Consider the following 24367-nt stretch of genomic DNA (forward strand, 5'->3'; position numbering starts at 1 on the left):
GGGGCGGATTGGAGTTGTGATGCCCTACCTGCTGCGCGTGGAGCTGCCCGACGTCCCGGGATCGTTGGGTCGGCTCGCCACGGCCATCGGTGAGGCCGGTGGCGACATCGAGGCGATCGAGATCGTCGAGAAGCGGCACGGCGGCACGGCCGTCGACGACGTGTTCCTCGAGATGGATCCGGGCGCGATGCCGGACTCCGTGGTCTCGACCGTCAACGCCCTCGACGGCGTCCGGGTGCTGTGGGTCGGGCGGTATGCCGCGGGCGGCAACCTGTTCCTCGACCTCGAGGCCGTCGAGGAGCTGACGGAGGACCCCGAGCACGCCCTCGGGCGGCTGATCGACCGGCTCCCGGTGGTGTTCCGCGCCGACTGGGCCGCACGGGTCAGCAAGGCCGACGGCGTCGTCTACGCCACGGGCGCCGCGCCGAAGGAGCTCGCCTGGCAGCCGATCGAGCGCGCGGAGACGATCGGCTCCGCGGACGAGAACAACATCCACTGCGCCGCCCGGCTGAACAAGTCCGAGATCGTCGTCATCGGCCGACGCGGCGGCCCGGCCTTCCTCGACTCCGAGATCGCCCGCCTCGGCCACCTGACCGGCCTCGCCATGTCGATCGCCCGCGCCGCCCGCGCGGCCACCCCCTGAGCGACCCCATCGGCTGTAACGCCGTGTTACCCCTTCTTCCCGGGGTGCTGCAGCATGGTGGGAGGAAGGGGTAACACGGCGTTACAACGAGCCGCTGCGGACCAGCTACGGAACCGAGCGAATCTTGGTGACGAACACCGAGCCGAGGACGGCGACCAGGAACGCGACGGAGTACAGCACGCAATAGCCGACGGAGAAGCGGTCGCCGCCGGTCTCGGTCACCCCGCCTGCGGCCTCGACGACCAGCAGGATCACGGCGGCGATGAACGGCGCGAACACCTGGGGCAGCGCGTTGGCGATGTTGATGACGCCCAGGTCCTTGGCGCGGTCCTCGGCGCCGGGCAGCACCTGGGTGATCAGGGCGAAGTCGACCGAGGTGTAGATCCCGTAGCCGACGCCCATCAGCACCGCCGCCGCCACGGCGGCGGGCCAGGTCTGGCCGACCGCGAGCAGCAGCGAGGCGAGCGAGCCGACCACGCCGGACCAGATCACGAACACCTTGCGCTTGCCGGTCCGGTCGCTCCAGACGCCGAAGACGACCGTGGTCGCCATGATCACGGCCGCGTAGATCGCGGTCAGCAGGAACACCCGGTCGTCGGCCTCGTCCTTGTCGACGCCGATCACGTCCTGCAGGTAGTAGAGGAGGTAGAGCAGGCCGAGCGCGTTGCCGAGGTTGACCAGGAAGCGGGTGATCCAGGCCCACGCGAAGTCCGGGTGCCGGCGCGGCGAGACCCAGAAGGAACGCAGGAACCCGCCCCAGTCGAACGGCGGCGGCAGCTCGTCGGGGGCCAGCGGGACGTCGCGGGAGCCGACGCAGTACGGCAGCGTCAGCACGATCAGCACGCCGGCGGTGACGACGTACCCGGCCGCGATGCTGCCGGTCGCCGACGCGATGCCGGTTCCGCCCACCACGCCGACGGTCTGGGCGACCGCGAGGATTCCTCCGACCCGGCCGCGCTCGCCCACGGGGACCTGGTCGGGCACGGTCGCGGTGACCGCAGCCAGCATGGCATTGAGGGTCGCCTGCACGCCGCACCAGCCGATCGCCATCACGACGACGTTGTCGGCGACCGAGAGGAGCAGCAGCGACAGTGCCCCGCCGACGGCACCCCCCGCGATCCAGGGCAGCCGTCGGCCGGCCCTCAGGGTGGTGCGGTCGGAGAAGGCACCGAACACCGGGTTGCAGACCACCGAGACGAAGGCGCCGAGGCCGAGGACGACGGAGAGGACGACCTTCTTGTCGTCCGGGGCGATCGCCTCGGCCTGCTGGGCGAGCAGCACCTGGATCGGCCCGAAGAAGCCGGCCCAGAGCCCGATGCTGGCCAGCGTGATCGCGGCGATCCAACGGCCGGGCGGCTTCGTCGTCGGCTCAGCCAGCGCGGAACGCGGCGCCGGCGTGGTGGCGGTCACCTCCGCATGGTGCAGCACCCGCCCCGTCGCGGGACGGGAAATGGCTGGGAAACCCCGGCCGGGTCAGCCACCACGCATCACCCGATGGACGACGGGCAGCCGACCCCCGTGACGTCCCCGTCGGCGACCTCGCCGCGCGGTGTGTCCAGGCCGTACGCCGAGCAGTAGTAGAAGCTCAGCAGGTCGTCGCGGTGCAGCCGCACCGGCGACCAGACGCCGTCGCCGGCCGGCTCCAGGTAGCGGAAGGAGTCGGCCAGCAGCGCCGCGGTGTCGTCGCGGTGCTTGAGGTAGCGGTCCAGCCACCGTTGGACGTAGACGCTGGTGAGGTCCTGGCCGTAGCGGCTCGCCGGCAGCACCAGCGGGATGTCGGTGTACTCCAGGTGGGTGGAGGCGCGGGGTACGACGAGCATCGCGTCCACGCCGGCCGCGCGCCAGGCGTCGTACCCGGTCGCGCGCTCGCGCATCGGGTCCGGCCCGTCCGGGCTGGGTTGCGGGCTCAGCGAGCTGCCGCCGCTGAGGAACCACGGGGAGACCGTGAAGCCGTACTCCGACTGCACCGCCAGCGCCGGCACGACCGGCCGGTTGCCGGCCCCGTCCAACGCGCCGCTCGAGTCCGGCCCCGCGAGCTTGTCGAGCGCCACGACCGCGGCGACCCGGCGGTCGGTCCCCTGGACCTTCGAGACCGCCGCGGCACCCATCGAGTGACCGATGATCGCGATCCGCGTGGTCCGCCCGGGGGTCGCCGGGTGCGGGTCGGGGGAGCGGTCGAGGCTGCGCCGGAACGGGTTCGCGCGCGAGGTGATGAAGTCGAGCGCGGCCTCGGTGCCGACCACGAAGTTCGACAGCTGCTGGGAGGGCACGCCCGGGCAGCCGGACATCTCGCCGTCGTCGGGTGCCGCGAACGGGTTGCAGAAGGGCAGCCCGTCCACCGGAACCGGGGACTCCTGGTGGGGGAAGGTCTCGCTGGTGCCCTGGCCCTGGACGTCGTAGGTCAGCACGACGTAGCCGCGCTCGGCGAGGTCCTGCGCGAGCCACTCGTACATGCCCTCGGAGCCCTGCACCGAGCCCTCGGTGATGACCACGCCGGGGAACGGGCCGTGCAGGCGGCGGCCGGTGTAGGGGTCCCGCGCGCCGGGCAGCGGCTTCCAGACGTGGCCGCGCAGCTGGGCGCCGTACTCGTTGGTGAAGGTGACCGCCCGCGACACGCCGCGGGTGCCGTCCCAGCCGGCGCGCAGCGGGTTGCCGACGTTCCAGCCCGGGAACACGTTGCCGGGGGTGAGGGCCGGGCGCGTCGGCGATGCGACCTGCGTCAGCAGCTGGTCGACGCCGCGCTGGGTGGACGCGGCCACGAGGGCGGGAAGGTACGCCGGGTTCCGCAGCTGGCCGCCCTCGCCGTCGATCCGGCCGTAGGCGTCGGTGATGTTCTGCGCGTCGCGCTGGGTGTACGCCGGGTCGGTGGGCGCGGGGTCGGCCGCCGCCGGGGCGGCGAGCGCACCCGCGAGCAGCAGGGACAGGGTGGCGGTCAGCGCGCGCATGGCCGGTCAACGACCGACCCTGCGAGGGGGGTACGTCAGACGCGCTCGAGCAGGAAGACCGGGATCTCGCGGTCGGTCTTCTCCTGGTACTCGGCGTACGGCGCGTACTGCGCGACGGCGCGCTCCCACCACTCGGCGCGCTCGGCGCCCTCGGCGATCCGGGCGCGGTAGCTGTGCTTCTCGCTGCGGTCCTGCAGGTCGACCTCGGGGTGCGCGACGAAGTTGTGGTACCAGCTCGGGTGCTCGGGGGTGCCGCCCTTCGAGGCGATCGCGGCGTAGACGCCGTCCTTCTCCACCCGCATGACCGGGTTCTTGCGCAGCTTGCCTGACGTCGCGCCCCTCGAGGTGATGACCACGATCGGCCACTCGGGGTGGTCCATCAGGATGTTCGCGCGCTGCCCGTTGGAGGCCTCGAACTCCTCGACCTGGTCGCGGACCCATTGCTGGGGGTTGGGCTCGTACTCGCCGTCAAGTGTCATATCTGGTCAATGCCCAGTCGGCCTCGCGGCATTCCCCGGCGATAGCCTCGCCCGCATGAGCGCGATCGACGGGGTGTCGGAGATCTTCGACGCCGACGCCTGGGACGTCGTCCCCGGCTTCGAGGACCTGACCGACCTCACCTACCACCGGGCCCGGGAGCACGGCACCGTGCGGGTCGCCTTCGACCGACCCGACGTGCTGAACGCGTTCCGGCCGCACACGGTCGACGAGCTGCTGCGGGTGCTCGAGCACGCGCGCACGTCCAGCGACGTCGGCTGCGTCCTCCTGACCGGCAACGGACCGAGCGCGAAGAACGGGAAGTGGGCGTTCTGCACCGGCGGCGACCAGCGGATCCGCGGGCGCGCCGGCTATCAGTACGCGGAGGGCGAGACCGCCGAGACGGTCGACAAGGCCAAGCTGGGGAGGCTGCACATCCTCGAGGTGCAGCGGCTGATCCGATTCATGCCCAAGATCGTCATCTGCGTGGTGCCCGGCTGGACGGCGGGCGGTGGCCACAGCCTGCACGTGGTCTGCGACCTCACGCTCGCGAGTGCCGAGGAGGCCCGGTTCAAGCAGACCGACGCGGACGTCGGGTCGTTCGACGGCGGGTTCGGATCGGCGTACCTCGCCCGCCAGGTCGGCCAGAAGTTCGCCCGCGAGATCTTCTTCCTCGGCCAGGAGTACTCCGCCGAGGACGGCGTGCGGATGGGCACCGTCAACCGCGCGGTCCCGCACGCCGAGCTCGAGGCGACCGCGCTGGAGTGGGGCCGGATCGTCAACGGCAAGTCGCCGACGGCGCAGCGGATGCTCAAGTACTCCTTCAACGCCATCGACGACGGCCTGGTCGGTCAGCAGCTCTTCGCCGGCGAGACCACCCGCCTGGCGTACATGACCGACGAGGCCCAGGAGGGCCGCGACCAGTTCCTGGAGAAGCGCGACCCTGACTGGTCGCCGTTCCCCTGGTACTACTGATGCCGCGCGACCGGGGCAGGTCACCGACGCTGGTCGGACTCTGCGCGCCGAGCAGTTGCGGGCCGTGCCCGGTCGCATGCTCCGGGGTCAGGACGGACCACAGCCGGTGAGCAGGGCCGAGAGCCTCTACACGGCGCTCGTCCGACGGAACCCCGAGACCGAGCAGGAGATGCCTGCCCAGGTGCGGCGCAGCATCGCACCGAACGGGCTGCGCCAGGTGCTGGCCAACGCCCTGCAGTCCTCGGGCGACCAGCTGGTCAACGCCTCCACCGTGCTGCCCTGGCTGTTCGGAGCACTCGGCGTGCCGGCGGCGCTCACGGGTCTGCTGGTGCCGGTGCGGGAGTCCGGGTCGATGCTGCCGCAGGCTGCCCTCACGCCGCTGGTGCTGCGCGCGCGCTACCGCAAACGGATCTTCGTCGCCGGCGCGCTCGTCCAGGCCGTGGCCGTCGCCTCGATGGCCGCGATCGCCGCGCTCGGCAGCGGCCTCGCCGCGGGGCTGGTCATCGTCGCCAGCCTGGTGGTCTTCGCGCTCGGCCGCTGCCTGTGCTCGATCGCGTCGAAGGACGTGCAGGGCCGCACGATCCCGAAGGGTGAGCGCGGCCAGATCAACGGGCTGGCGACCACCGCCGCCGGACTGGTGGCGATCACCCTCGGCCTCGCCGTACGCCTCCTCGGTGGCGAGGACCTCTCCGCCGGTCAGCTCGCAGGCCTGCTCGCCGCGGGTGCCGGCCTCTGGGTCGCCGTCGCCGTCGTCTACACCGGCATCCGTGAGCCCGCGGACGATCCGGCCGGCGGCGCGCCCGCGCGGAGTCCCGCCGACGACGCCGACACCTGGTTCACCCGGTCCCTCCGGCTGCTGAAGGAGGACGAGCACTTCCGGGACTTCGTCGGGGTGCGCAGCCTGTTGCTGGTCTCCTCGCTCAGCCCGCCGTTCGTCGTGACCCTGTCCACCCAGGCCGGAGCCGGCGGCCTCGCCGGTCTCGGCGGGTTCATCGTCGCCTCCGGCGTTGCCGCGCTGATCGGTGGCCGCCTGTTCGGCCGCTTCGCCGACCGCTCGAGCAGGCGCTTGATGAGCACCGGCGCCGGCGTCGCCTCGGCCGTCGTCATCGCGACCGTCGTGGTGGTCGCGGTCCCCGGGTCCACCGGCGAGGGCCGGTCGGGCAACATCCTCTTCATCGGTGCGTACTTCCTGCTCACCCTGATGCACACCGGCGTGCGCGTCGGGCGGAAGACCTACGTCGTCGACATGGCCGAAGGGGACCGGCGCACCGAGTACGTCGCGGTCTCGAACTCGGCCATGGGCCTGATCCTGCTCGTCGTCGGCGGCGTCAGCTCCGCGCTGGCCATCGTCCACATCTCCTGGGCACTGCTGTTCCTCGCCGGCATGGGACTCGTCGGGGTGGTCGCCGGAGCGCGGCTTCCCGAGGTCGAACATCGCTGACCGACCGTTGGTCCAGACCGGCGGGCGATCCGCCGTGGGCGGCGTGCGTCCGGGCTACGGCCCCGAGCGATGCTGAGGGTGACGAGCGTGGGCCCTGCGCGGGAGGCGGGTCGCGGTCCGGGCGAGCCTGATCCAGGAGGCCTCCGCGTCGCCGTTCCGCCCCGCGGCGGACACCCCGCGGCGGATGCTCGGTGTGGTGATGTCGCGCAACGGGGTGATGGGCCGGTACGAGCGCACCCTTTTGACGGGTGGCCGCCGCGCGTCCCGGCCGGACGCGGTGGTGCTCGCGGCACGCGAACGACCTTCGGCCCTTCATGGGGGGACCTTCGTCGAGGTACCGTGCGTCGCGCCCGGGCGCGTCCGGACCATGGGACGCGCGCGTCGCACGTGACTGCGGTCACTGACAGGTTCGAGTCCGGCTGGTGAGGTGTCTCCGGCCGTCAGCGTCCTCAGGAGGTTTTGTGCGTATCGGTGTTCCGCGCGAGTCGCGAGCGGGTGAGACCCTCGTGGCCGCGACCGCCCAGACGGCGTCACGGCTGGTCAAGCTCGGCTACGACGTCGTCGTCGAGTCCGGCGCCGGGGGTCCGGCCAGCCAGCCCGACGAGGCGTATGCCGAGGCCGGCGTCACGGTGAGCAGCGCCGAGGAGGTGTGGTCCAGCGACGTCGTCGTCAAGATCAACGCTCCCACCGACGACGAGGTCGCGCGCCTGGGCCGCGGCGCCACGGTGGTGTCGCTGATGGCGCCGGCGCGCTCGCCCGAGCTCGTCGAGCGGCTCGCCGCCGCGGGCGTGACCGCGCTGGCGATGGACGCGGTGCCGCGGATCTCGCGGGCACAGTCGATGGACGTGCTCTCGTCGATGGCCAACGTCGCCGGCTACCGGGCGGTCGTCGAGGCCGCGCACGCCTTCGGCCGCCAGTTCACCGGCCAGGTCACCGCGGCCGGCAAGATCCCGCCGGCGCGGGTGTTCGTCGTCGGCGCCGGCGTCGCCGGGCTCGCGGCGATCGGCGCGGCTGGCTCGATGGGCGCGATCGTCCGCGCCTTCGACGTACGACCCGAGGTCGCCGAGCAGGTCGAGTCGATGGGGGCGGAGTTCGTCACCGTCGACATGCAGTCCGAGGTCAGCTCCGACGGCTACGCCAAGGAGATGACCGCGGAGCAGGAGAAGGCGACGGCCGTCATGTACGACGAGGAGGCGCGCGCGGCCGACATCGTCATCACCACCGCTCTGATCCCGGGGCGCCCGGCGCCGCGACTGATCGGCGAGGAGACGGTGGCCGGCATGCGCCCCGGCAGCGTGATCGTCGACATGGCCGCGGCCAACGGCGGCAACGTCGCGATGACGGTCGCGGACGAGGAGGTCGTCACCGACAACGGTGTCCGGATCCTCGGCTACACCGACCTCGCGGGCCGCCTGGCGGCGCAGACCTCCCAGCTCTACGGCACCAACGTCGTCAACCTGCTGACGCTGATGACGCCCGAGAAGGATGGTGCCCTCACCCTCGACCTCGACGACCCGGTCCAGCGCGGGCTGACGGTCGTGCGCGAGGGGGAGGTGCTCTGGCCGCCGCCGCCGGTGCAGGTGTCCGCCGCGCCCAAGGCTCCGGCGCCGACCGCACCGGCCGAGCCACCGCCGCCGAAGAAGAAGCGGCCGATGTGGCTGGTGTTCGCCGCGGCGTCCGTCCTGCTGTTCCTCGTGGCCACGACGGCCCCGGCCCCGCTGCCGGAGCACTTCTTCGTGCTCACGCTCGCGATCGTGATCGGCTACTACGTGATCGGCCACGTGCACCACGCGCTGCACACGCCCTTGATGAGCGTCACCAACGCGATCTCGGGGATCATCGTCGTCGGAGCGATGCTCCAGCTCGGGGTCGATGACGCCGCCGTACGCACCCTGTCCTTCGTCGCAGTGCTCCTGGCCAGCATCAACGTGTTCGGCGGCTTCGCCGTGACCCGCCGGATGCTCGGCATGTTCCGGAAGGCGGACCAGTGATGAGTGCCGTAAGCATCTCCGTCGGCGCCTACCTGGTCGCCTCGCTCCTGTTCATCCTCAGCCTCGCCGGCCTGTCGCGCCACGAGAGCGCCCGCAACGGCGTCAACTACGGCATCGCCGGGATGGCGTTGGCGCTGGCCGCCACCGTCGGCCTGCTCGTCCACGACACCGACGAGGCGCTTCCGCTGGTGCTCCTCGTCGTGGCCATGACGGTCGGGGCGGCCATCGGCCTGTGGCGGGCCCGGGTCGTCGCGATGACCGGCATGCCCGAGCTGATCGCGCTGCTGCACTCGTTCGTCGGTCTGGCCGCGGTCCTCGTGGGCTGGAACGGCTACCTGCACGATGAGGGGCTCACCGGCTCGTTGTTCCGGATCCACAGCGCCGAGGTCGTCATCGGCGTCTTCATCGGCGCCGTGACGTTCACCGGCTCGATCGTCGCGAACCTCAAGCTCTCGGCGCGCATGAAGTCGGCGCCGCTGATGCTGCCCGGGAAGAACGCGATCAACCTCGGCGCCCTGGCGGTCTTCGCGGCTCTCACCGTGTGGTTCACCGCCTCGCCGAACCTCGGCGTGCTGATCGCCGTGACCGCGGTCGCACTCGCCCTGGGCTGGCACCTGGTCGCCTCCATCGGCGGCGGCGACATGCCGGTCGTGGTGTCGATGCTGAACAGCTACTCGGGCTGGGCCGCGGCGGCGTCCGGGTTCCTGCTCGACAACAACCTGCTCATCGTGACCGGCGCGCTCGTCGGGTCGTCCGGTGCCTACCTGTCCTACATCATGTGCGAGGCGATGAACCGCTCGTTCATCTCGGTGATCGCGGGCGGCTTCGGCATCGAGGTCGCCGCGTCGGGGGACACCGACTACGGCGAGCACCACGAGATCTCGGCCGAGGAGGTCGCCGAGCTCCTTGCCGACGCCTCAAGCGTGATCATCACCCCCGGCTACGGCATGGCGGTCGCGCAGGCGCAGTACCCGGTCGCCGAGCTCACCAGCAAGCTGCGGGCCCGCGGCGTCGACGTCCGCTTCGGCATCCACCCCGTCGCCGGACGGCTCCCGGGGCACATGAACGTGCTGCTCGCCGAGGCCAAGGTGCCCTACGACGTCGTGCTGGAGATGGACGAGATCAACGACGACTTCCCGAGCACCGACGTCGTCCTGGTCATCGGCGCGAACGACACCGTCAACCCCGCCGCCCTGGAGGAGCCGGGCAGCCCGATCGCCGGCATGCCGGTGCTCCACGTGTGGGAGGCCAAGGACGTCATCGTCTTCAAGCGCTCGATGGCCGTGGGCTACGCCGGCGTGCAGAACCCGCTCTTCTTCCGCGACAACACCCACATGCTGTTCGGTGACGCCAAGGATCGGGTCGAGGACATCGTGCGGCAGCTCTCCGACATCCCCCAGCAGGTCTCGCGCTGACGCGGTCGGTGTGGCGGTCCCGGGATCGCCACACCGATCGGTGGGCGCGGAGTGTCAGTCCAGACCGGCGGCCGATCCGCGGTGGCGGGCGGGCTTCCCGGCTATGGTCCGGGCCATACTGAGGGTGACGATCGCGGCGGTGCTGGTGGCGACCTTCCCGGGCCTGGTCGGGGTGTCGTTGGCGGCGCAGGCGAGCGCGCCGCAGGCCGGCCGCGCGGCCCTGATCACCCTCGGGAGCGTGGCCGGTACGCCGAGCCTCGGGTGCGACACGGCGAGCTGCGCCGCCACCCAGGTGGCGGGCCCGACCGCGACGGTCGTCCCCGAGACCGGGACGCTGACCCGGCTCCAGGTGCGGCACGGCCCGATCGAGGGCGGTGGCCTGCTGACCACCACGGGCACCGTGCTGGTGCTGACGCGTTCCGGCTCGTCGTACACGCTGGTCCGCTCCACGGGCGTCACGTTCACCTCGACCGACAGCGGCGACACCACGAGCACCTTCGCGCTGAGCCTGCCGGTCACGGCAGGGGACCACGTCGCGCTGCAGGTCGACGGTGCCTTCGCCTGCTCGCGCCCAGCGTTCCTCGCCGTTGCCGGCACCGACGGATCCGGATGGCGGCGTACGGCGACCGCCTGCTGATCGGCGCCGGGTCCGACGGAGGCCGGCTCACCGTGTTCGAGAAGGTGGGGGACGGGCCGTTCCGGGTGTTGGCCCGCAGCAGGGCGGTCCACGACTTCGACGTCGCGTACAGCGGACGGGAGCCGGTCCTGGCCTGGTCCCGCGGCCGGCTGCGCCAGCTCAGCCTGGTCGTCGGCGGCCGGCTCGTGAACACCCGGACGCCGACCGAGGCGGTCGCGCTGGCGACCGACGGTCGGCTGGTGCACGTGGTGTTCTCGACGGTGGCACGGACGACGTGCGGCCCGGCCGGCTGCCTCCACAGCGGCGTCTACCACGTCGGCCTGCGCGGCCGGCGGGTCGCGATCAAGGCCAGCCTGGTCCAGGCCGGCTCCTCCTCGCCGTTCCGCCTCGCGGCCGACACCTCCGGCCGGACCTTGGGGGTGGTGGTCTCGCGCAACGGGGTGACCAGGCTGTACCAGCGCAGCTTCTGAGCCGCGGATCCGCTGGGCGTCCCCGGCGGACGCGGTTGGGTGATCCTGCGACGATGGGGCCATGGGGACCCCCGCTGACGACTGGTTCGGCCAGGCCTTCTCGAAGGCGTGGCGGGACAAGGCCGAGGAGATCGGGCGCTTCAACCTGGCCATCTTCGGCAAGACCGGTGTCGGGAAGAGCACCCTGGTCAACGCGATCTTCGGCAGCGAGATCGCGGCGACCGGGATCGGCGAGCCGGTCACCCGGGCCGAGCACCTGTACCTCCACCAGAGCGGCACCCTCGGCGTCCTCGACACCCGTGGGCTCGAGGTGGGACGCGACAACGACGCGCTGATCGCCGAGCTCAAGGACTACCTCCACGGCATGCGTCGCAGGCCCCTGGCCGACCAGCTGCACGTCGCCTGGTACTGCGTGCGCGCCGGCGACCGGCGCTTCGAGGCGACCGAGGCCGAGTTCGTCCGCGCCCTGCACGAGCTCGGGCTGCCGGTGATCCTGGTGCTCACCCAGGTCCCGCGCAGCATCGGGCCCGGCGGGGACGCGCGGGTGCACCCCGACGCCGAGGCGCTCGCGGCGAGCATCGCCGAGCTGCGGCTGCCGATCGTCGACGGGCTGATCCACTACACGATGGCCCTCGAGGACGACTTCACCGGCCAGGCGGCGTACGGCCTGCAGGAGCTCCTCGATGCCACCTTTCGCGGCGCGCCGGAAGGCGTCGCCCACGCCATCACCGCCGCCCAGCGGATCGACTTCGTCCGCAAGCGCGAGCGCGCCGAGAAGGCGATCAAGGCGGCGACCGGCGCCGCCACCACCGCCGGAGCCTCCCCCATCCCCTTCTCCGACGCGGCCATCCTGGTTCCGCTCCAGATCGGGATGATGGCCTCGATCGCCGTCACGTACGGCGTCCCCCTGGAGCGCTCCACCGCCGCGTCGCTGGCCGCCACCGCCGCCGCGACCACGGCCGGCCGGTCGCTGGTGACGAACCTGGTCAAGTTCGTGCCGGGTGCGGGCACCATGGTCGCCGCCCCGATCAGCGCGACCGTGGCCGGCACGTTCACCTACGCGATGGGCCAGGCCTGGCTCCGGGTGTGCGAGCGGCTCGCCCGCGGCGAGCTCGGGGTGGTCGGCGGCGCGCTGGACGGTGAGTCGGTGCGCAAGGTCTTCCTCGAGGAGTTCAAGACTCAGGCGGCCCGGCGCAGGGTCGGGCGCCGATGACGCGCAGGGACGCGACGGGGTGGTCGTGAGGATCGTCGTCCTGACCGGGGCCGGGATCTCCGCCGAGAGCGGGCTCCCGACGTTCCGTGACGCCGACGGACTCTGGCACGGCCACCGGGTCGAGGAGGTCGCGACGCCGGAGGCGTTCGAGCGCGTGCCCGCGCTCGTGCACCGGTTCTACGACGAGCGCCGCGCGGCCCTGGCCACCGTCCGGCCCAACGCCGCCCACGAGGCGCTCGCCCGGCTCGAGCAGGCGCTCGGGGACGACCTGCTCGTCGTCACCCAGAACATCGACGACCTCCACGAGCGGAGCGGCTCGCGCCAGGTCCTGCACATGCACGGCCGACTGCGCTCGGCGCTGTGCGGGTCCTGTGCCGGGCACTTCGACTGGGTCGGCGACCTGGGCGACGCGCCGCCGTGCCCGCGGTGCGGTCGGCGCGAGCTGCGTCCCGACGTCGTGTGGTTCGGCGAGGCCCCCTACGACATGGATCGGATCCTCGGCGCCGTCGGCCGGGCCGACCTGTTCGTGTCCGTCGGCACGTCCGGCGCGGTCTACCCGGCCGCGGGCTTCGTGCAGTACGCCGCCGGCCAGGGCGCCCGCACCCTCGAGCTCAACCTGGTCCCGAGCGAGGGCAGCCACCTCTTCGACGAGTCCCGCCACGGGCCGGCCTCCCGCCTCGTCCCCGAATGGGTGGCCGAGATCTTCGATACTCCCTGACGGTTGCGCGCCGTTCCGTGGGCCGGGACCGCGCAATCGTCAGGGACTACCACAGGCGGTCGGTGTGAGACGGCGCGGGTCGGAGTATCTCCGGGCCGTCACTTCTGCCACCGTGGTGCCACCAACACTCCAGGAGGAACGCGTGGCACGTATCGCAATGGCAGCCGTCGGGCTCGGGACGGCGGCCCTGCTCACCGCCTGCGGCGGCGGGGACGACTTCACCGACCAGTCGGCCGACGACATCGTCTCGGCGGCGAAGTCCGAGATGGGCGACCTGAAGGCCGTGAAGGTCTCCGGGTCCGTGACCAGTGACGGTCAGCAGATCGACATCGACCTGCAGTCCAGCTCCGAGGGCAGCTGCACCGGCACCATCGGTGTGGCCGGTGGCACGACCGAGCTGCTCGGCGTCGACGGCTCGACCTGGATGAAGCCCGACGAGGCGTTCTGGCGGGCCACCGCCGGCGACGCCGCCGACAGCGTGATCACCGCGGTGGGCGACAAGTGGGTGGTGATCCCGGCGGAGGACGACTCGTTCAACACCTTCTGCGACCTCGACGACCTGCTCGACCAGCTGCTCAAGGATGACGAGGAGGACGGCTCGACGTACTCGAAGAACGGCACCGAGGACGTCGACGGCGAGACGGCCGTGAAGGTCGACAACGAGGACCCGGAGGACGGCACGTCCACGGGCTACGTGCTCGTCGACGAGCCGCACTACCTGGTGAAGATCGAGAAGACCGACGGCGCCGACACCGGCAACATCACGTTCTCGGAGTTCGACGAGGAGTTCGACGTGGAGGCGCCCGGGGCCGACGAGGTCGTCGACCTCGACCAGCTCGGGGCCTGACGCTCGTCAGGGTCCGACCAGGGCTCCCGCGTGCGGGGGCAGCGACAGCCGGCCGGCGTCGAGCGTGAGGCCGGCGCCGGTCTGGAACAGCAGCGTCGCGGCGGCGGTCTCCACCGTCGCCGCGGCGTCGCCGAAGTTCACCGCGACCAGCAGGTCGCCGCGCCGCATCGTGAAGACCCGGGTGTGCTCGTCGGCCGTGCACCGCACCGAGCCGAACGACGGGTCCGTGAGCGCCTCGTGCTCGCGGCGCAGCCGCGCCAACCGGCGGTAGACGTCGAGCATCCGGGCGTGCCGGCCCCGGGTCGCCTCCGCCCAGTCGAGCTTCGAGCGCTCGAACGTTGCCGGGTCCTGGGGGTCGGGTACGACGGCGGGGTCCCAGCCCATCCGCTCGAACTCGGCGATCCGGCCCTCGGCGGTCGCCGTCCCGAGGTCGGGCTCGGGGTGGGAGGTGAAGAACTGGAACGGCGTCGAGGCCGCCCACTCCTCGCCCATGAACAGCATCGGCGTGAACGGTCCGCACAGGGTCAGCAGCGCGGCGCAGGCGAGCTGGTCGTCGTCGAGCACCTCGGTGATCCGGTCGCCCCGGGCGCGGTTGCCGATCTGGTCGTGGTTCTGGCTGCAGACCACCAGCCGCCAGGTCGGCATCGTGCGCAGGTCGACGGGGAAGCCGTGGTCGCGGCCGCGGAACGACGACCAGGTGCCGTCGTGGAAGAACCCGCGCTCGCAGACCTTCGCCAGCGCCGAGAGCGGCTCGAAGTCGGCGTAGTAGCCGGCGGTCTCGCCGGTCAGGGCGACGTGCACGGCGTGGTGGAAGTCGTCGCTCCACTGCGCGTCCAGGCCGTAGCCGCCGGCCTCGCGCGGGCGGACCAGCCGGGTGTCGTTGAGGTCGGACTCGGCGATCAGCGTCAACGGCCGCCGCTGGTGGGCGGACAGGGCCGCGACCTCGGCCGCCAGCTCCTCGAGCAGGTGCTGGTGGCCGGCGTCGTTGAGCGCGTGCACGGCATCGAGCCGCAGGCCGTCGACGTGGTAGTCCGCGAGCCACATCCGCACGTTGTCGAGGATGTAGCGCCGCACCTCGTCCGAGCCCGGGCCGTCGAGGTTCAAGAAGTCGCCCCAGGTGTTCGCCCCCTGCTTGAGGTACGGGCCGAGCTCCGGCAGGTAGTTCCCGGACGGACCGAGGTGGTTGTAGACCACGTCCTGGATGACGCCCAGCCCGGCCGCGTGGCAGCCGTCGACGAAGCGCTGGTAGCCCGCGGGCCCGCCGTACCCCTCGTGGACGGCGAACCAGCCGACGCCGTCATAGCCCCAGTTGTGGGTGCCGTTGAAGGCGTTGACCGGCATCAGCTCGACCAGGTCGACGCCGATCTCGCGCAGGTGAGGGAGCTTCTCGAGCGCGGCGTCGAAGGTGCCCTCGGGCGTGAACGTGCCGACGTGCAGCTCGTAGACCACCGAGCCGGCCAGCTGGCGGCCGGTCCAGGCCTGGTCCGTCCAGGGGTACGACGCGGGGTCGAAGGTCCGCGACAGCTGGTGGACCCCACCCGGCTGGCGGCGCGAGCGCGGATCGGGCCGCGGTGCCTCGCCGTCGTCCACGAGGTAGCCGTAGTCGAGCTCTGCGCCGGCAGGGACCGGCCCCGCGGGGGTCCACCAGTCGCCCTCGCCGCGGCGCATCGCGACGGTCTCGCCGGCGACGGCCAGGCGCAACCGGCGGGGCAGCGGCGCCCAGACGTCGAACGGTCCGTGGGTCATCGGATCAGTCCGCCCGCACCAGCATGGCCACCGGCAGCGCGGCGAGCAGATCGGCGAGGCGGCCCTCGGTGGACGACCCGGTGAGCACGTCGTGCCAGCGGCCGGCGGGCAGCTCCAGGACGGTGTCACCCCACCCGCCGCGCGCCGCGAGGCCCACCGGGAGGCGGGTGGCGACGCTGATCGCGCCGCCGCGGTCGAACGCCAGCACGTGGTCCGCCGCAGTCCCGGTCGCCGGCACGGCGGCGTACGTCGTGAACAGCTCCGGCCGGTCCCGGCGCAGCGTGAGTGCCGAGCAGGTGACGTGCAGCTTGTCGACGGCGTCGTCGGCGTCGGTCCCGGCCAGCACCGCCGCTCGGTGGTCGAAGTCGACGGGGCGGCGGTTGTCGGGGTCGACCAGCGAGGTCTCGAACAGCTCGCTGCCCTGGTAGACGTCGGGCACCCCGGGCATGGTGATCGCCACGAGCTTGGCGGCGAGGGAGTTCGACCGCCCCGGCGCGTCGATGCGCGCGGCGAGGTCGGCGAGCACCGCCCGCACGTCCGTGGAGTCGAAGGCGGCGTCGACGGCGGCGTGCACGGCCGCCTCGTACGTCGCGTCCGGCTCGGTCCACGTCGTGCGGTCACCGGCCTCGCGCATCGCCTTCTCCGCGTAGCCGTGCAGCCGGTCGCGCAGGTCCGGCAGGTGCTCGGGCGTCCAGGCGCCGAGGACGGCCTGCCACAGCAGCGACCCGAAGCCGGGGTCGGGCACCGGCGCGAGCGCGAGCAGCCGCTCCAGCGCAGCGGCCCAGGTGTCCGGCATCTCGGCGAGCGCCGTGATCCGGGCCCGGACGTCCTCGCCGCGCTTCGTGTCGTGCGTCGACAGCGTGTTCATCGTGTGCGGCCAGTCCCGCTGCCGCGCGGCCATCGCCTCGTGGAAGCCCGCGACCGTGACCGCGAAGACCGACGGGTCCCCGCCGACCTCGGTCAGCGACGTGAGCCGCGACCAGCGGTAGAACGCGCAGTCCTCGACGCCCTTGGCCATCACCATGCCGCTGGTCTGCTGGAAGCGCAGCGCGGGCGGGCTGGCGGCGTCGGTGAGCACGGGCTCGAGGGCGTCGTACGTCGCGGCCAGGTCGGGACGGGTGCGCCGCGCACGGGCGAACGCCTCGGCGAGATGGTCGCGCCCCTCGGGCAGGTAGGACCGGTAGACGGGGAAGCAGGTCAGCAGCTCGGCGACCGCGTCGCGGTACGGCGCGGGGTCCTCCGGCCCGATCTCGCGGACGATGCGGCGCACCTCCGACTGGAGGATCCCATCGGCGACGGCGCGCTTGGTGCCGTGGATCAGGTCGGGCCAGTCGACCGGCGCGCCACGCAGGCGGGCCTCGAGCCGGTCCAGCGGCGCCTGGCCCGTGGGGTCGGTGAGCACCCGGTCGACCAGCGCGAGCCCGTCGTACCCGGTGGTGCCCTGGGTCGCCCACGAGCGCGGCAGCTTCTCGCCGGGCTCGAGGATCTTCTCGACGAGCACGTACGCGCGGCCGGTGAGGTCGGCCAGGTCGTCGAGGTAGCCCTGGGGATCGCGCAGGCCGTCCGGGTGGTCGACCCGCAGGCCGTCGACGAGACCCTCGGCGAACCACCGGCGGATCTCGACGTGGGACTGCGCGAAGACCTCCGGCTCCTCGACGCGTACGCCCGCCAGCGTGTTGACCGCGAAGAACCGCCGGTAGTTCAGCTTGTCGTCGGCGTCGCGCCAAGACACCAGGCGGTAGTGCTGCTCCTCGTGCGCGGACGTGCCGGCCGCGAGCGGGAACCGGTGGTCGTGGTAGCGGACCTCTCCGTCCTCGACCCGGATCGAGCCCCCGTCGCCGTCGCCGACCACCGGGATCAGCACCTTGCCGTCCCCGGCGTCCCAGTCGACGTCGAAGGCGTCGGCGTGCTTCGAGGCGCGGCCGTGCTGGAGCAGGTCCCACCACCACGCGTTCTCGGCCGGGGTGGCGACGCCGACGTGGTTGGGCACGATGTCGACCAGGATCCCCATCCCGAGCCGGCGCGCCTCCGCGGAGAGTACGGCGAGCCCCTCGGCGCCGCCGCGCGCGGGGTCGACTCGGTCGAACGCGACGACGTCGTACCCGTGGTTGCTGCCCGGCTCGGAGGCGAGCAGCGGCGAGAGGTAGACCCAGTCGGCGCCCAGGGCGCGCAGGTACGGCAACCGGCGGGCCGCCTCGAACAGGTCGAACTCGGGCGTGATCTGCAGACGGTAGGTGCTGACCGGCGCGCGCATCGCCTCAGCCCCGGCGGGCCTGGGCGACCGACGCTGCCACCGAGTGGTCGACCTCGGCCTCCGGCTCGCGGTGCTCGCGGAGCACGATCAGGCTGCGCGACGCCATCGAGCAGGTCGACCCGGCGGCCAACGCGGTCTGGTCGTCCACCAGGCCGCCGGTGTCGACGACCACGTCCCAGGCGTCGGCGTACTCGTCCGGGGGGAGGGTCACCTCGGCCGGCCCGTCGGCGTTGAAGTAGAGCAGGAAGTGGTTGTCGACGATCGGCCCGCCGCGTTCGTCACGGCCGGCGATCCCGTGCCCGTTGAGGTACATGCCGAGGGCCTGTGCCCCTGCCCCGGAATCCGACTGGGTCCAGTCGTTGTCCTCCATCGGCCGGCCGTCGAGGTGCAGCCAGACGATGTCGTTGAGCCGGTCGCCGTCGCCCCCATCGGGGACCCGGACGGTGCCACCGGTGAAGAACCGCTTGCGCCGGAACGTGGGATGGGCGCGCCGCAGCCGGGACAGCGCCGCGGTGAACTCGACCAGCGGCTTGTCGGCCTCGTCCCAGTGCACCCAGCTCAGCTCGGAGTCCTGGGCGTAGGTGTTGTTGTTGCCCTGCTGGGTGCGGCCCATCTCGTCGCCGTGGAGCAGCATCGGCACGCCCTGGCTCAGCAGTAGCGTCGCGATGAAGTTGCGCTGCTCCCGGGCGCGGAACTCGAGGATCTCGGGGTCGTCGGTGGGGCCCTCGACACCGTGGTTCCACGAGCGGTTGTGGCTCTCGCCGTCGTTGTTGTCCTCGCCGTTCGCCTCGTTGTGCTTCTCGTCGTAGGAGACCAGGTCGCGCAGGGTGAAGCCGTCGTGGGCGGTGACGAAGTTGATGCTGGCCACCGGCCGGCGGCCGGAGTGCTCGTAGAGGTCGGCCGACCCGGCGAGCCGCGAGGCGAACTCGCCCAGCGACGGCTCGCCGCGCCAGAAGTCGCGGACGGTGTCGCGATACTTGCCGTTCCACTCCGTCCACTGCGGCGGGAAGCCGCCGACCTGGTAGCCGCCGGGGCCGATGTCCCACGGCTCGGCGATCAGCTTGACCTGGCTGACCACTGGGTCCTGCTGCACGAGCTCGAAGAACGTCGAGAGCCGGTCGACGTCGTAGAACTCGCGAGCCAACGTCGAGGCGAGGTCGAAGCGGAAGCCGTCGACGTGCATCTCGGTGACCCAGTACCGCAGCGAGTCCATCAGCAGCTGCAGCGAGTGCGGGTGCCGCACGTTGAGGCTGTTGCCGGTGCCGGTGTAGTCCATGTAGTAGCGCTGGTCGTCCTCGACCAGCCGGTAGTACGCCGCGTTGTCGATGCCCTTGAAGCTCAGCGTGGGGCCGAGGTGGTTGCCCTCCGCGGTGTGGTTGTAGACCACGTCGAGGATCACCTCGATGCCCGCGGCGTGCATCGCCTTGACCATCGACTTGAACTCCTGCACCTGCTGGCCGGGCTGCCCGGTGGCGGCATAGTCGGCGTGCGGAGCGAAGAAGCCCAGGGTGTTGTAGCCCCAGTAGTTGCGCAGGCCCTTGTCCAGCAGCGTGCTGTCCTGGATGAACTGGTGCACCGGCATCAGCTCGATCGCGGTCACGCCGAGCTTGGTCAGGTGCTCGGTGATCGCCGGGTGCCCGAGGGCGGCGTACGTCCCCCGCAGCTCCTCGGGGATGTCGGGGTGGAGCTGCGTGAGGCCCTTGACGTGTGCCTCGTAGATGATCGACTCGTTGTAGTCGTAGTCGAGCCGGCGGTCGCCCTCCCAGTCGAAGAAGGGGTTGATCACGACCCCGTGGGTCATGTGCGGGGCGGAGTCCTCGTCGTTGCGCGCGTCGCTGTCCTCGGGGTCGCCGAAGTTGTAGGAGAACAGGCTCTGGTCCCAGTCGATCTCACCGCTGGTGGCCTTGGCGTACGGGTCGAGCAGCAGCTTGTTCGGGTTGCAGCGCTGTCCGTTCTCCGGGTCCCAGGGCCCGTGTACCCGGTAGCCGTAGCGCTGGCCCGGCTGTACGGCGGGCAGGTAGCAGTGCCACACGTAGGCGTCGACCTCGGTGAGCTCGACGCGGGTCTCCCGGTATCCCTCCGAGCCCTCTGCGTCGAAGAGGCACAGCTCGACGCGGTCGGCGACCTCGCTGAAGAGGGCGAAGTTCGTCCCGCTCCCGTCGAACGTCGCCCCGAGCGGGTACGCCCGTCCCGGCCAGACCTGCACGGCACCCTCCACCTGCTCCTCCGGCTGTCCCACCCCAGCGGCGGTTGGAACGATCAAAGCACACCCCTCGGTCTGGTCCGTCAACCCGAGGAGCGCCGTACCCACTGTGCCGCGTGCCCAACCCGGCGACCAGCCCCGCGAGTGCCGGCGCCGGGAATGTCGGCGACCGGGTGGGCGTTGCTTTCCGACGTGGCCTTGTCGGACGTCTCCCGCGCGAGCGTGGGCCTGCGTTCGGAGCGCGGGCCGGTGCTGCTGGCGGTCATGCTCAGCAACGGGCTGGTCGCGATCGACTCGACCATCCTCGCGACCGCCGTGCCCGCGGTGGTCACCGACCTCGGTGGGTTCACCCAGTTCCCGTGGTTGTTCTCGGTCTACCTGCTCGCGCAGGCAGTGTCCGTGCCGATCTACGCCAAGCTGGCCGATCTCTACGGGCGCAAGCCGATGCTGCTGCTCGGCATCGGGCTGTTCGTCCTCGGCTCGCTGCTGTGCGGCCTGGCCTGGGGGATGGGCGCGCTGATCGCGTTCCGGGCCCTGCAGGGCCTGGGGGCGGGTGCCGTGCAGCCGATCGGCCTGACCGTGGTCGGCGACATCTACTCGATCCAGGAGCGCGCGAAGGTCCAGGGCTACCTGGCGAGCGTCTGGGCGATCTCCGCGATCGTCGGGCCGACCCTCGGCGGCGCCTTCTCCGACTACCTGTCGTGGCGCTGGATCTTCTTCGTGAACCTGCCGCTGGGCGTCGCGGCGGCCTGGATGTTCTGGCGCCGCTTCGACGAGCGCGTCGAGCGCCGCCGGCACCGGATCGACCACGCCGGCGCCGTGCTGCTGGCGGGTGGTGGGTTGTTGCTGATGCTCGCGCTGCTCGAGGGCGGAGTGCGCTGGCCGTGGTCGTCGGTCACCAGCGTGGCGCTCTTCTCGGGGGCTGCCGTCCTGCTGGTCGGCTTCGTCCTGGTCGAGCGGCGGGCCGCGGAGCCGATCCTGCCGCTGTGGGTGTTCCGGCACCGGGTGCTCGGCTCGGCGATGTCGGCCTCGCTGATTGTCGGCGTGCTCGTGATGGGCCTCGCGTCGTACGTCCCGCTCTACGCCCAGGCCGTGCTCGGCCACGGCGCCGTCGTCGCCGGGTTCGCGCTCGCCGGGATGACACTCGGGTGGCCGCTCGCCTCCTCGAGCGCCGGCCGGCTCTTCCTCACGATCGGTCCCCGCTCCACGATGATGCTCGGCGGTGCGACCACCGCCGCCGGCGCCGCGCTGCTTCTGACGGTGGGGGCGGACAGCTCGTTCCTCCACCTCGCGGTCCCCTGCTTCGTCATGGGCCTGGGTTTCGGCCTGGTGGCCAGCCCGGCCGTGATCGCCGCGCAGTCGGCGGTGACCTGGCAGGACCGCGGCGTCGCGACCGGCTCGACCATGTTCGCCCGTTCCATGGGCAGCGCGATCGGGGTCGCGGTCTTCGGTGCGGTCGCCAACGGCGTGGTCGCCTCCCGGCTCGGCAGCCGGGCCGGCAGCCTCGAGCTCGTCACGCCCCGGGTGCTGGAGCCGGCGATCGGCGCCGTGTTCCTGACCTCCGCGGTCGTCGCGCTCTCACTGGTCGCGATCTCGGCGGTGATGACGCGGCGGATCGCCGAGCCGGTTACCGACTAGTAGCAACCGTCGTAGGATGCCCGCCATGAAGCGCAGCATCTACGACGACGACCACGAGGCGTTCCGCGACTCGGTGCGCGAGTTCCTCGAGCGGTCGGTCATCCCCCAGGTCGAGCAGCACGCCGCCGACAAGGCGATCCCGCGGGACTTCTGGACCGAGGCCGGCAGGCAGGGCTTCCTGGGCCTGGAGATCCCGGAGGAGTACGGCGGGGCCGAGGCCGGCGACTACCGCTTCAACGCGGTGCTCCTCGAGGAGCTGAACAAGGTGAACGCCGCGCTCGGCTCGTGCGTCGGCATCCACGCCGACATCACCGCGCCCTACCTCGTCGAGCTCGGCACCGACGAGCAGAAGCAGCGCTGGCTGCCGGGCGTGGCTGCGGGTGAGGTCCTGCTGGCCATCGGGATGACCGAGCCGTCCGGCGGCTCCGACCTCGCCGCGCTGAAGACCACGGCCGTCAAGGACGGCGACTCCTGGGTGATCAACGGCTCCAAGACGTTCATCACCAACGGCTACTCCGCCGACCTCGTGCTCGTCGCGGCGCGCACGTCGCCGGAGAAGAAGGCCCGCGGCATCACCCTGTTCGCCGTCGAGTCCACGGCACCCGGCTACAGCCGAGGCCGCAAGCTCGACAAGATCGGCCAGGACGAGTCCGACACCGCCGAGCTGTTCTTCGAGAACGTCCGCGTCACCGACGCCGAGATCGTCGGCGAGCTCGACGGTGGCTTCATCCACATGATGCAGAAGCTGCCGCAGGAGCGGCTCGGCTGTGCGATCTCCAACGTCGCGCACGCCAAGCAGATCCTCCTCGAGACGCTGCAGTACGCCAAGGACCGCAAGGCGTTCGGCCAGGGCATCGGCTCCTTCCAGTACAACAAGTTCCTGCTCGCCGAGCTGTTCACCCGGATCGAGGTGACCGAGGCGTTCATCGACCAGTGCGTGGTGGCGCACGCGGCGGGCGAGCTCACCCCCATCGATGCAGCCAAGGCGAAGTGGTGGAGCTCGCAGGTGCAGAACGAGGTGCTCGACCACTGTGTGCAGCTGCACGGCGGCTACGGCTACATGAACGAATACCGCGTCGCGCGGGCCTGGCGGGACGCCCGGGTCTCGAAGATCTGGGCCGGCTCCAACGAGATCATGAAGGAGCTGATCGGCCGCGACCTGGGGCTGTGAGGGCCGTCCGACCGACGAGTGAGCCGAGGCAACCCTTGCTTGCGAGGGCCTCGGGCGCAGCGTTGGATTGACGCCATGACCACGAGCGAGATCGAGGTCCCGGCCGGGCCGCATGAGAGCGAGCCCCACATCCGGGGCTTCAACAACCGGCTGAACTGGCTGCGCGCCGCGGTCCTCGGTGCCAACGACGGCATCGTCTCGACGGCCGGCATCGTGATCGGTGCCATCGGCGCGACGAGCGACCGCAACGCGATCGTGATCGCGGGCGTCGCGGGGCTCGCCGCGGGCGCGATGAGCATGGCGGCCGGCGAGTACGTCTCGGTCAGCACCCAGCGTGACTCCGAGCTCGCTCTGCTCGAGAAGGAGCGGCGCGAGCTGCTCGAGGAGCCTGAGGAGGAGCTGGCCGAGCTCGCCGGGCTGTACGCCGCGAAGGGCCTCCCGGACGACCTGGCGCTCGAGGTCGCGACCGTGCTGACCGCCCAGGACGCGCTGGCCGCGCACGCGGAGGTCGAGCTCGGCATCGACCCGGACGACATCGCCAGCCCCCTGCACGCGGCCTGGGCCTCGATGCTCGCCTTCACGATCGGCGCGCTGCTGCCGCTGCTGTCGATCACCCTGGCGTCCGCCGAGACCCGCGTGCCGCTCACGGTCGGCGTCGTGGTGCTGGCCCTGGCGATCACCGGGTGGGCCAGCGCCCGCCTCGGGTACAGCAGCCCGGCGCGGGCCGTGGCCCGCAACGTCGCGGGCGGCCTGTTCGCGATGGCCGTCACCTTCGCCATCGGCTCGGCGCTCGGCACCCAGATCTGACCGCGTCCGGCGTCTCGCCTTCGGCGCCCACGGGGCTGACCGTCCGACGGCGTGGCCGCGTCTGGCGCGTCGCCTTCGGCGCCACGCCGGCCGCGGGATCGCCCACGGGGTTGACCGTCCGACAATGTGGTTGCGGTCGGCGCTTGGCTGCGGACCGATGCTTGCGGACCCGATGCCTGTAGAGGGGCCGACTAGGTTGAGCGGGTGCGGATGTTCGTGGCGCTGGTGCCGCCGGCCGAGGCGGTCGAGCACCTGGACGCGTTCCTCGAGCCGCGGCGCTCGGCTGCGGCGTTCCGGTGGGCCGGTGTCGAGCAGCTGCACGTGACTGTGGCGTTCCTGGCCGAGGTCGAGGAGCGCCGGCTCGAGGACCTGGTCGAGCGGCTCGGGCGCGCGGCGGCCCGCCGGTCCGCGTTCGACACCGCGATCACGGGTGGCGGCGCGTTCCCGAACGTGGGGCGGGCCCGGGTGCTCTGGGCGGGCCTCGCGCTCGATGAGCACGGCCGCACCCAGCTCGACCGACTCGCCACCGGCTGTCGGACCGCCGCCAACCGGGCCGGCGTCCCGGTCGACGGGCAGCGCTTCCGGCCGCACCTCACCGTCGCCAGGATCGCGCACCCCACGGAGGCGACCAGCTGGGTCCGGCTCCTCGACGGGTACGCCGGACCCGCATGGCGGGCCGACCGGGTCGAGCTGGTGGCGTCGTACCTCGGCGAGGGCCCGCGCGGGCGGCCGCGCTACGAGACGGTCGCCGAGCTGGAGCTCGCCGGGTAGCCGGC

At 72.0% G+C, this 24367-nt stretch carries 20 protein-coding genes; 14 read left to right on the plus strand and 6 right to left on the minus strand.

The annotated features are described in order from the left end of the window. Positions 1-19 precede the first annotated feature (19 nt). The gene (locus tag NOCA_RS02685; RefSeq protein WP_011753750.1) at positions 20-643 is read left to right on the plus strand and encodes an ACT domain-containing protein; all 624 of its coding nucleotides are present in this window, start codon (positions 20-22) and stop codon (positions 641-643) included. A gap of 105 nt (positions 644-748) precedes the next feature. On the opposite strand, the gene NOCA_RS02690 is transcribed toward NOCA_RS02685, so the two are convergent. The 3 genes from NOCA_RS02690 to NOCA_RS02700 form a co-directional block, all read right to left on the minus strand. Next, positions 749-2053, minus strand: a complete 1305-nt coding sequence (locus tag NOCA_RS02690) for an MFS transporter (RefSeq protein ID WP_041547027.1) — start codon at positions 2051-2053, stop codon at positions 749-751. A gap of 77 nt (positions 2054-2130) precedes the next feature. After that, the gene (locus NOCA_RS02695) at positions 2131-3588 is read right to left on the minus strand and encodes an alpha/beta hydrolase (protein ID WP_011753752.1); all 1458 of its coding nucleotides are present in this window, start codon (positions 3586-3588) and stop codon (positions 2131-2133) included. A 35-nt stretch (positions 3589-3623) separates the two neighbouring features. Further along, positions 3624-4067 carry a nitroreductase family deazaflavin-dependent oxidoreductase gene (locus NOCA_RS02700; protein ID WP_011753753.1) on the minus strand — a complete coding sequence of 148 codons (444 nt, stop codon included), beginning with the start codon at positions 4065-4067 and terminating at the stop codon, positions 3624-3626. Between the two features lie 55 nt (positions 4068-4122). Between NOCA_RS02700 and NOCA_RS02705 the strand changes: the two genes are divergently transcribed. The 9 genes from NOCA_RS02705 to NOCA_RS02745 all read left to right on the plus strand — a co-directional run bounded on the left by NOCA_RS02705 (position 4123) and on the right by NOCA_RS02745 (position 13772). After that, positions 4123-5040 carry a 1,4-dihydroxy-2-naphthoyl-CoA synthase gene (locus NOCA_RS02705; RefSeq protein ID WP_011753754.1) on the plus strand — a complete coding sequence of 306 codons (918 nt, stop codon included), beginning with the start codon at positions 4123-4125 and terminating at the stop codon, positions 5038-5040. A gap of 106 nt (positions 5041-5146) precedes the next feature. Beyond that, positions 5147-6481 carry a hypothetical protein gene (locus tag NOCA_RS02710; protein WP_041546072.1) on the plus strand — a complete coding sequence of 445 codons (1335 nt, stop codon included), beginning with the start codon at positions 5147-5149 and terminating at the stop codon, positions 6479-6481. A gap of 461 nt (positions 6482-6942) precedes the next feature. Then, entirely contained in the window at positions 6943-8472 is a 1530-nt protein-coding gene (locus NOCA_RS02715; protein WP_041546075.1) for a Re/Si-specific NAD(P)(+) transhydrogenase subunit alpha, read from the plus strand. Next, complete coding sequence (pntB, locus tag NOCA_RS02720) at positions 8472-9887, plus strand: Re/Si-specific NAD(P)(+) transhydrogenase subunit beta (protein ID WP_011753757.1); 1416 nt, start codon at positions 8472-8474, stop codon at positions 9885-9887. Before NOCA_RS02715 ends, pntB begins: the two co-directional genes overlap by 1 nt. 124 nt (positions 9888-10011) lie before the next feature. After that, positions 10012-10524: a hypothetical protein gene (locus tag NOCA_RS02725; protein WP_041546077.1), complete on the plus strand. Its 513-nt coding sequence runs from the start codon at positions 10012-10014 to the stop codon at positions 10522-10524. Next, entirely contained in the window at positions 10497-10994 is a 498-nt protein-coding gene (locus NOCA_RS02730) for a hypothetical protein (RefSeq protein ID WP_011753759.1), read from the plus strand. The genes NOCA_RS02725 and NOCA_RS02730 overlap by 28 nt, the downstream gene beginning before the upstream one ends. 61 nt (positions 10995-11055) lie before the next feature. Further along, positions 11056-12207 (plus strand): GTPase family protein, encoded by a 1152-nt coding sequence (locus tag NOCA_RS02735; RefSeq protein WP_011753760.1) that lies wholly within the window; start codon positions 11056-11058, stop codon positions 12205-12207. Between the two features lie 25 nt (positions 12208-12232). After that, positions 12233-12925: an NAD-dependent deacylase gene (locus tag NOCA_RS02740; protein ID WP_238383405.1), complete on the plus strand. Its 693-nt coding sequence runs from the start codon at positions 12233-12235 to the stop codon at positions 12923-12925. 142 nt (positions 12926-13067) lie between these two features. Beyond that, a complete protein-coding gene (locus NOCA_RS02745; protein ID WP_011753762.1) occupies positions 13068-13772 on the plus strand; it encodes a hypothetical protein in 705 nt (234 codons plus the stop codon). A 6-nt stretch (positions 13773-13778) separates the two neighbouring features. Here the strand turns inward: NOCA_RS02745 and treZ are convergent, their stop codons facing one another. The 3 genes from treZ to glgX are packed head-to-tail and all read right to left on the minus strand — an operon-like array spanning position 13779 to position 19978. Then, positions 13779-15518, minus strand: a complete 1740-nt coding sequence (treZ, locus tag NOCA_RS02750; RefSeq protein WP_011753763.1) for a malto-oligosyltrehalose trehalohydrolase — start codon at positions 15516-15518, stop codon at positions 13779-13781. A gap of 4 nt (positions 15519-15522) precedes the next feature. Next, positions 15523-17772, minus strand: coding sequence for a malto-oligosyltrehalose synthase (gene treY, locus NOCA_RS02755; RefSeq protein ID WP_011753764.1), 2250 nt, complete (start codon positions 17770-17772; stop codon positions 15523-15525). A 4-nt stretch (positions 17773-17776) separates the two neighbouring features. After that, complete coding sequence (glgX, locus tag NOCA_RS02760) at positions 17777-19978, minus strand: glycogen debranching protein GlgX (RefSeq protein ID WP_011753765.1); 2202 nt, start codon at positions 19976-19978, stop codon at positions 17777-17779. Positions 19979-20167: 189 nt separating this feature from the next. On the opposite strand from glgX, the gene NOCA_RS02765 reads away from it, so the two are divergent. The 4 genes from NOCA_RS02765 to thpR all read left to right on the plus strand — a co-directional run bounded on the left by NOCA_RS02765 (position 20168) and on the right by thpR (position 24362). Further along, the gene (locus NOCA_RS02765) at positions 20168-21613 is read left to right on the plus strand and encodes an MDR family MFS transporter (RefSeq protein ID WP_238383406.1); all 1446 of its coding nucleotides are present in this window, start codon (positions 20168-20170) and stop codon (positions 21611-21613) included. A 25-nt stretch (positions 21614-21638) separates the two neighbouring features. After that, complete coding sequence (locus tag NOCA_RS02770) at positions 21639-22784, plus strand: acyl-CoA dehydrogenase family protein (protein WP_011753767.1); 1146 nt, start codon at positions 21639-21641, stop codon at positions 22782-22784. A gap of 75 nt (positions 22785-22859) precedes the next feature. Next, complete coding sequence (locus NOCA_RS02775; protein ID WP_011753768.1) at positions 22860-23591, plus strand: VIT1/CCC1 transporter family protein; 732 nt, start codon at positions 22860-22862, stop codon at positions 23589-23591. A 210-nt stretch (positions 23592-23801) separates the two neighbouring features. After that, on the plus strand, positions 23802-24362 hold the full coding sequence (gene thpR, locus NOCA_RS02780; RefSeq protein WP_238383530.1) for an RNA 2',3'-cyclic phosphodiesterase: 561 nt from the start codon (positions 23802-23804) through the stop codon (positions 24360-24362). Positions 24363-24367: the final 5 nt, after the last annotated feature.

The organism is Nocardioides sp. JS614 (assembly GCF_000015265.1).
GTDB lineage: Bacteria > Actinomycetota > Actinomycetes > Propionibacteriales > Nocardioidaceae > Nocardioides.

What these genes read in the sequence shown, in the direction of transcription:
- NOCA_RS02685 (WP_011753750.1), top strand. Translation starts at nt 20, where the DNA reads ATGCCCTACCTGCTGCGCGTGGAGCTGCCCGACGTCCCGGGATCGTTG.
- treY (WP_011753764.1), bottom strand. Translation starts at nt 17,772, where the DNA reads ATGCGCGCGCCGGTCAGCACCTACCGTCTGCAGATCACGCCCGAGTTC.
- NOCA_RS02770 (WP_011753767.1), top strand. Translation starts at nt 21,639, where the DNA reads ATGAAGCGCAGCATCTACGACGACGACCACGAGGCGTTCCGCGACTCG.
- NOCA_RS02735 (WP_011753760.1), top strand. Translation starts at nt 11,056, where the DNA reads ATGGGGACCCCCGCTGACGACTGGTTCGGCCAGGCCTTCTCGAAGGCG.
- thpR (WP_238383530.1), top strand. Translation starts at nt 23,802, where the DNA reads ATGTTCGTGGCGCTGGTGCCGCCGGCCGAGGCGGTCGAGCACCTGGAC.
- NOCA_RS02775 (WP_011753768.1), top strand. Translation starts at nt 22,860, where the DNA reads ATGACCACGAGCGAGATCGAGGTCCCGGCCGGGCCGCATGAGAGCGAG.
- NOCA_RS02700 (WP_011753753.1), bottom strand. Translation starts at nt 4,067, where the DNA reads ATGACACTTGACGGCGAGTACGAGCCCAACCCCCAGCAATGGGTCCGC.
- pntB (WP_011753757.1), top strand. Translation starts at nt 8,472, where the DNA reads ATGAGTGCCGTAAGCATCTCCGTCGGCGCCTACCTGGTCGCCTCGCTC.
- NOCA_RS02705 (WP_011753754.1), top strand. Translation starts at nt 4,123, where the DNA reads ATGAGCGCGATCGACGGGGTGTCGGAGATCTTCGACGCCGACGCCTGG.
- NOCA_RS02730 (WP_011753759.1), top strand. Translation starts at nt 10,497, where the DNA reads ATGGCGGCGTACGGCGACCGCCTGCTGATCGGCGCCGGGTCCGACGGA.
- NOCA_RS02695 (WP_011753752.1), bottom strand. Translation starts at nt 3,588, where the DNA reads ATGCGCGCGCTGACCGCCACCCTGTCCCTGCTGCTCGCGGGTGCGCTC.
- treZ (WP_011753763.1), bottom strand. Translation starts at nt 15,518, where the DNA reads ATGACCCACGGACCGTTCGACGTCTGGGCGCCGCTGCCCCGCCGGTTG.